6 protein-coding genes are annotated in these 6,964 nt (G+C 37.5%); all 6 read right to left on the reverse strand.

The window, feature by feature from the left end:
- Positions 1 to 41: 41 nt before the first annotated feature.
- The gene (locus tag H4J57_RS17385; protein WP_220470332.1) at positions 42 to 605 is read right to left on the reverse strand and encodes a DUF1415 domain-containing protein; all 564 of its coding nucleotides are present in this window, start codon (positions 603 to 605) and stop codon (positions 42 to 44) included.
- Positions 598 to 2,376 (reverse strand): ABC transporter ATP-binding protein/permease, encoded by a 1,779-nt coding sequence (locus H4J57_RS17390; RefSeq protein ID WP_182243736.1) that lies wholly within the window; start codon positions 2,374 to 2,376, stop codon positions 598 to 600. Before H4J57_RS17390 ends, H4J57_RS17385 begins: the two co-directional genes overlap by 8 nt.
- Before the next feature lie 402 nt (positions 2,377 to 2,778).
- Positions 2,779 to 4,272, reverse strand: coding sequence for a methyl-accepting chemotaxis protein (locus tag H4J57_RS17395; protein WP_182214348.1), 1,494 nt, complete (start codon positions 4,270 to 4,272; stop codon positions 2,779 to 2,781).
- A gap of 17 nt (positions 4,273 to 4,289) precedes the next feature.
- Positions 4,290 to 5,039 (reverse strand): ABC transporter substrate-binding protein, encoded by a 750-nt coding sequence (locus H4J57_RS17400; protein WP_182243737.1) that lies wholly within the window; start codon positions 5,037 to 5,039, stop codon positions 4,290 to 4,292.
- Between the two features lie 153 nt (positions 5,040 to 5,192).
- Positions 5,193 to 5,927, reverse strand: coding sequence for an ABC transporter substrate-binding protein (locus H4J57_RS17405; protein ID WP_182243738.1), 735 nt, complete (start codon positions 5,925 to 5,927; stop codon positions 5,193 to 5,195).
- Positions 5,928 to 5,936: 9 nt separating this feature from the next.
- Positions 5,937 to 6,617, reverse strand: coding sequence for a TorF family putative porin (locus H4J57_RS17410; RefSeq protein WP_182214343.1), 681 nt, complete (start codon positions 6,615 to 6,617; stop codon positions 5,937 to 5,939).
- Positions 6,618 to 6,964 lie beyond the last annotated feature (347 nt).

Below are 6,964 nucleotides of genomic sequence, written 5' to 3' on the forward strand. Positions count from 1 at the left end.
GTTGATTTGATATTGGAAAATAGCATAAATTTTCACCTGAATTATCGGTGTAATTTAGCAATACGTTTTAATATATTTTGAAAGTAATGAGCACCTTTCTCTTGGGCTAAGGCAATATTATTATCAGGTATTTGCTGTGGATTTTTATACACAGATAATACCTTTTCCATACTCGCTTCTCGTATTAAATGAAGCGTAGGTAATGGCGAACGGTTGGTATAATTAGAGGCTGCGTTGAATGGATCACCTTCAAAATAATAATCAGGATGAAAACTGGCCAGTTGAAAGACACCTTCATAACCTAAGGTGAACAACAATTCATTAGCCTCATCGAGTAAATCAAGGTAGCTTTCAAAACCTTTAAACCCTTCATTAAAAATCAACAAAGTCGTTTCTATGTTGGGGTCAGCGACGAGTCTTTCAAATTCTATGGCTAATTCTGTTAAAGCCGATTCGACCTTTTTTGCTGGGCAAAGTTGATAATGTATAGTGTTATTAACAAACTCTTTTTTTGCAAAAGGGCAAAAATTCAAACCAATAATTATTTCTTCTAGCCACTGCTTAGTTTGTGAAATTTCAACGGCATACATTTGTTTATCAGGCATTTTGTTGCAGTTGCCACATCGTTGCGTAATGACCATTTTTAGTGAGTAGCGTTTGATGATCGCCCTGCTCGATTATTTCCCCTTTGTGCAGGACAATAATATTATCGGCATCAATAATAGTTGATAATCGATGAGCTATCACTAAGCTAGTGTGATCTTTAGCCACCTCTTTGATTGCTTTTAAAATAGCTTGCTCTGAGTGACTATCAAGTGACGACGTTGCTTCATCAAAGACCAAAATAGCAGGATTTTTCAAAATGGTCCGGGCAATGGCAACCCGTTGCTTTTCGCCCCCAGAAAGCTTTAAGCCACGCTCGCCAACGACGGTATCGAAACCTTTTGGTAACGAGGTAATAAAGTGACTTAAATGCGATAATCTTGCGGCTTCTTCAACTTGTGCATTACTCGCGTTTACATTGCCATATTTAACATTTTCAAATAAACTTTCATTAAATAACACCGTATCTTGTGGCACGATGCCAATATTCTTTCTCAATGAATGTTGCGTAATATCAGTAACTGCTTCGCCGTCAATTTTAATACAGCCTTGTTGGCAGTCATAAAAACGAAAAAGTAGTTTCACTAAGGTCGATTTTCCTGAGCCACTCTCGCCAACAACAGCGACTTTTTGACCCGCTTTAACCTCGAATGAAACATTTTTTAAAATGGGTCTTTGCTCATCATAAAAGAAGCTAACGTTATCAAATTTAATAGCACCATGGCTTATCGCTAATTCTTTGGCATCTTGTGCATCTACAACCTTAGGTACTTTTTGCAACAAGGTAAACATTTGCTCAATATTTGCTAAAGAACCTTTTATTTCTCGATAAACAAATCCTAAAAAGTTTAAAGGGATAAACAATTGCATCATAAAAGCATTAACCAGGACAAAGTCTCCTAAGGTCATTTGTTGATGAGTCACTTGATAAGCCGCTAACGCTAACATTGCCGTCATCGCTAACGACACGATAATGGCCTGACCACCATTTAAAGCAAACAGTGACAAACGGTTTTGCATTTTGGCTTTTTCCCAATCAGCTAATTGACTGTCGTAAGCTGTTGATTCATATGATTCATTAGTAAAATATTTAACCGTTTCATAATTTAACAGACTGTCTATTGCGCGAGTATTACTCGATGAGTCAGCTTTATTTGCGGCTCTAATGTAGCGCGTGCGCCATTCTGTTGCGTAAATCGAGTAAGCGATATAGCTGGCAATAGAGACGCCGGTGATCAGCGCAAACCAAATGCCATAATTCACCCATAATATGGTAATAACCATAATTATTTCGAGTAAGGTTGGCACAATATTAAAAACCATAAACCGCATTAAGAAGTTAACCCCAGACGTACCACGGTCAATGTCACGCGAGAGTCCACCTGTCTGGCGGTCCAAATGAAAGTCTAAGTCAAGTTGATGAAGGTGTTCGAAAACTTTCAAACCAATGCGGCGGATCGCTCGCTCGGTAACACGGCCAAATAAGGTGTCGCGTATTTCTGCCAGTAGCACAATAGTTAAACGCACTAAACCATAAGCGGCAACTAAAGCAAAAGGCACAATGAAAATATTGTTTTCTTGTTGAGCATCAAGTCCGTCCACGATATCTTTTAAGATAAAAGGGAGATAAACACTGGCGAGTTTAGTTAACACCAAACAAAACAACGCAAAACCTATTCGCACTTTAAATTCGAGTAAGTAGGGAATAAGTGACTTTAGCACTCGCCAATTAATGGTGGCATTTTCAGGTGACGAGTAGGAAGATCTGCGCATTAAGGGATATTACTCTGGTAGGAATTAGGCAAACTTTAACGGCTTTAATCACTTAAAGCAATCAAGAAAATCAACCCATAGTGAACACAACATCTGTTTTTCACTTAATTGAAAAAGCGGTGCCGCACTGTAGTAGCTATAAACTGAGTATATTAAGTACGTCTCTGCATATCTAATCCATAACGCCACTTTAATCATGACGCTGATCTGAAATAAACAGCTAAAAAAAACTGATTATAATTTGTTGTTAGCAAATTATAATCAGCATTTAATCGTCTCTAAGAGCGAAGGAGAACTCCATAGTTATTTAAAGTTCCCCCCTTTTAAATAGATAAGTAAAGTCTATCAGTAAAAGAATCACATACCGGTAAATATACGTACCTAAAAATTTAATGCCTTACGTTAAGCTTTAAATTGTTGCGTTAATTTATTGAGCTCATCTGAAGAACTTTGCATAAGTTGAGAATTTTTTGTCATCGCATTTAATTGTTCTAAACTGCTATGACCTGCGCTAACAATTCTATTAACGTTGCTGCTTAACTCTTCTGCAACAGTACTTTGTTCTTCAACCGCAGAGGCTATTTGCGTCGCCATTTCAGTAATTTGTTCTGTAGAGCTTAAAATGCTACTAATAGACTCACCTGAACTGAGTGCATTTTCAACTGACGCCTTACTTTTAACCTGACTATCTTCCATAACATGAACCGCTGATTTAGCACCTGATTGTAAACGTTCAATGGTCTGCTGAATTTGTGCAGTGCTTTCTTGAGTTCGACTGGCCAAAGCCCTAACTTCATCTGCAACCACAGCAAAACCACGCCCTTGCTCTCCAGCACGAGCCGCTTCAATGGCAGCGTTTAACGCCAATAAGTTTGTTTGTTCGGCAATTCCGCGAATGACATCTAAGACTGAAACAATGCCTTTAACATCATCCTCAAGTGCACCAACCACCTTAGTGGCTTCATTAAGGTGATCAGATAAGCCATTTATTGACTCAATAGACTCTTTAATAATAGCGGATACTGCTCGTGCATCTTGATTTGCTTGCTCTGCTGAGCCTGCAGTTAACTGAACATTATTAGCAATTTCTTTTGCTGACGCAGACATTTCAGTGATGGCGGTAGCCACTTGATCCGTTTCAGACTGTTGATTTTCTAAATGCCCACGACTGGCCTCAGAAGCTTGATATACATTTTGTGACACCTCTGAAGTCTGCTTTACCGACAATTGAATAGATTGAACAAGTAATTGAATTTTATCTACAAAGACGTTGAATGACTCTGCAACAAGGCCTATTTCGTCTTCACGTTTAACGCGTAGTCGCTGCGTTAGGTCGCCTTCTCCACGCGCAATATTCTCTAAAGCATTGGCAACTTCACTTAAAGGCTGCGTTACTAGTTTAGCGAATAAAAAGTAGATCGCTGAAATTAAAAATACGTCAAGCAATACTCCTTTAACAATGATGCGAGAAGCTAAAGATGACAATTCGAGATCTATTGAAGAACTATCGATAAACAAAGTAACATTACCAACACTGGTACTTTGACCGTCCTCAATATGTTGTAACTTAAAAGTGATCGCTTCGTTTGTTTTCTTTCCTTTTGATTGAGATATTGTTTTTTTATCTTCATTGGTTATTTCTATTAAAGCAATATCTTCTGATTGTTGTTCCGAGTTTAAAATACCCTTCATTTGATCTTCTTCATAATTCCAAACAGCAGAAGGCAAATTAAGTTTCAATCGAGATTCGACCAAAGAAAGTTGATTTATTTGCTTATTTTTCAGTAAATTACTTTGTGCCATATAATCATACACACCAAAAGAAATGACGAGTGTGGTGACAATAATCAATGCTGAAAAAATAAGTTTAAATGATATAGATTTAGTAACGTTCATATTATTTTTATACCTTTTTACTGCCAGTCTTGTAGACCATATTTATTTAGAATATCTTTTAGCTGTCCAGATGCTCTAAGTGTTTCTGTACCTTTCTCGATTAATTCAATGTACATTTTACTGGTCGGCTTTGCAGGTGAACAAGCAATGTAAATCGGTGCTTTCTCAGCGTTAGTCCCTGCGCTTTTTAGTGCTTCATTAAAACCAAGTTCTTTTAACTTTGCATTCGCGACTGAAACCGATTCAACGACAACATCAATTCGGTTATTAACGAGTTTTTTAAAGTTTTTTTCCAAAGCATCAGTTCCTGAAACATCTTTAAAAACATCGGGTCGACTTCTTATTAACGCGTCAAACTCTTCGCCATAAGCATAACCACTAATAACACCTACTTTCTGAGTTAATAGCGAATCAAAACCGGTAAATGTCCAAGTTGATGCATTATTAACATAATATCCCGTACCATCCATTCCCCAATTCAAAGAAGGAAAAATAAAATCGGGTGCATCTTCAGGATACGCTCCGACAACGCAGTCAAACTTACCTTCACGAACCGAGTTTATCGCCCTTTCCCATGGCATTACCTTATAATCAACAGTATGTCCTGCTGCTGTAAAAATTGCTGTAGCCATATCAATCATATAGCCTTGCTTGTCACCATTTGGATCGCCATTCATCGGAAACCAGTCGTCCGCACGAATAGTAACTGTCGCTGCAGATGCTGGCAGTGAAATGGCAAGAGTAAGTAAACCAATAACTAGTTTCATCGTATTAACCTTGTGTAATGTATAGTTGAGTGAATTACGCACATCTGCTTTTAATCAACTGTTATCATATTCATTAATAACAAAGTGCGTAAATACAGCAATCTATTGAGTTAGCCTGAAAAACTATTCTTTATGTATAATTGACATAAGGTCCTATTCATTCAAATATTTTTTCATCACCGCCGTAATATCAATCTTCTTTAAACCTTCATTATAGATAGCTAACCATTGCTGACCTTCTGCACTCTTTTTAAAGGCTACGAACAATTCTTTTTCTGTCAACAACTTAGTATTCATTTGCACTTGTTCTTGCGCCTTTTCTAAGTCTTTGCTATTTGCTAATAAGTAGCTGAAAACATTGGTATCGATAACAGCAGCATCGATTCGACCACCCGCAACTTTACGAATGTTGGTTTCATCAGAGGTAGCGGTTTGCGCTTTTATTTCGCCACTAGCGATTAATGCATCAACTTCAGCTGTATTAACATAATCTTGAACTACGCCAATTTTATATTGCGTTAAATCTTTAACCGCAGACCATACTATGGGTTTTTTCTTGTTTTCAATTAACCCTAAAGGGCCCTTCCCCATCGGATTAGAAAATGAAAACTCATTTGACTCATAGTAATACTCAGGAAAATAACCTGCATATTTTGAGTCTGGTTCCGATGCAAGCTTTACAGCACGGCTCCAAGGGAAAAAATCAACCTTCAACTCATGTCCCATTGCCTTAAACGCTGCTTTAGCTACAGCAACTGAAGCACCTTGCTCATTTAAAGCCTTTCCTGAATATGGCGGCCAAGTTAACGAGGTTAGATGGACGGTGTCGCTAAATGCGGGTGTGCTAAAAGACAAAATTAATATAATTTTTATGACTTTATTAAACATGGCTATCTCCTAAAACTGAAATGTACGAGCAACGGTAAGCAATAGTGTGGTATCGCCATAAGTATCTAAATCAGTGCCGTGCAGCCCTAATGAAAAATCAAAACCATTGGTACTAAAGTTACTGGTGACTTGCCAGTGGTTATAACTGTCACTACCGGGCTCCCATTGCCATTTGTCATCATCTAAACTACTCGACCTGTCAATGCCCACTAATAAAGTTAACTCATCATTAATGGTAAAGGTATGATTTAACATAACAATGTAATGACCTGCTCCTGTTCCAAAGTAATCCCAAGCATACCAAAAGTTTAAATCTGTAGCGCCGAAATTCCATTTAGTATATATCTCAGTATAGTTACCGTCAGAACTATAGCTTGCGCCGTTATAAGTATATTGAGCAACGCCAACATCAAGATTAACGTTATCATTTACTGCGGTGTAATAACCGAGATAAACATCTGCTTCTATATTCGTATCATCACCAAAATCAACATTTGACGCCCAACCACCCGCATACCAACCTCCCGCACCAGACCAATCAAGACTACCTTGAAGTGCTGGGCCCTCATCAGTTTGACTAACACCATTAAAAAGATAATCGCTTGCTACTGTAACGGTTGATGACCAGTCAGCAAACGCAGGTGAAGACATGGTAAGTAAAGTTGTTACCAATATTAAATGTTTTTTCATTAAGTTAATCCTATAAAAGATATCTATAAAATTATAGTCACTGATCGCTTAATAACAATATTTTACTGATATTAATAAGTAGATGAGCTAACTCAACTCATTGATGGTGAAGAACTTGTATGGTGATTACGGCAATAAATGTTAGCAGATGAGTTATTTAAGTCGTATTGGTATTAGGTAATTGCTGTATTAATGCTACTTTATGTTAGTTTGCATTAATAATAGTTAGTCGATATCGATGTTATTATCTAGTCATCAACTCCGCGATGAATAGGGTGTGATAAGTTTGTGTGATTTTCCCTAGAGGCCATTTATCTAAAATGCCAAGATATTAACCTATCTCGATA

Source organism: Colwellia sp. BRX8-7 (assembly GCF_014077275.1).
Classification (GTDB): Bacteria; Pseudomonadota; Gammaproteobacteria; order Enterobacterales; family Alteromonadaceae; genus Colwellia_A.

Bases quoted from the DNA above. Each gene is read 5' to 3' on its own strand.
- H4J57_RS17385 (WP_220470332.1), bottom strand. From the start codon at position 605: ATGCCTGATAAACAAATGTATGCCGTTGAAATTTCACAAACTAAGCAG.
- H4J57_RS17410 (WP_182214343.1), bottom strand. From the start codon at position 6,617: ATGAAAAAACATTTAATATTGGTAACAACTTTACTTACCATGTCTTCA.
- H4J57_RS17390 (WP_182243736.1), bottom strand. From the start codon at position 2,376: ATGCGCAGATCTTCCTACTCGTCACCTGAAAATGCCACCATTAATTGG.
- H4J57_RS17400 (WP_182243737.1), bottom strand. From the start codon at position 5,039: ATGAAACTAGTTATTGGTTTACTTACTCTTGCCATTTCACTGCCAGCA.
- H4J57_RS17395 (WP_182214348.1), bottom strand. From the start codon at position 4,272: ATGAACGTTACTAAATCTATATCATTTAAACTTATTTTTTCAGCATTG.
- H4J57_RS17405 (WP_182243738.1), bottom strand. From the start codon at position 5,927: ATGTTTAATAAAGTCATAAAAATTATATTAATTTTGTCTTTTAGCACA.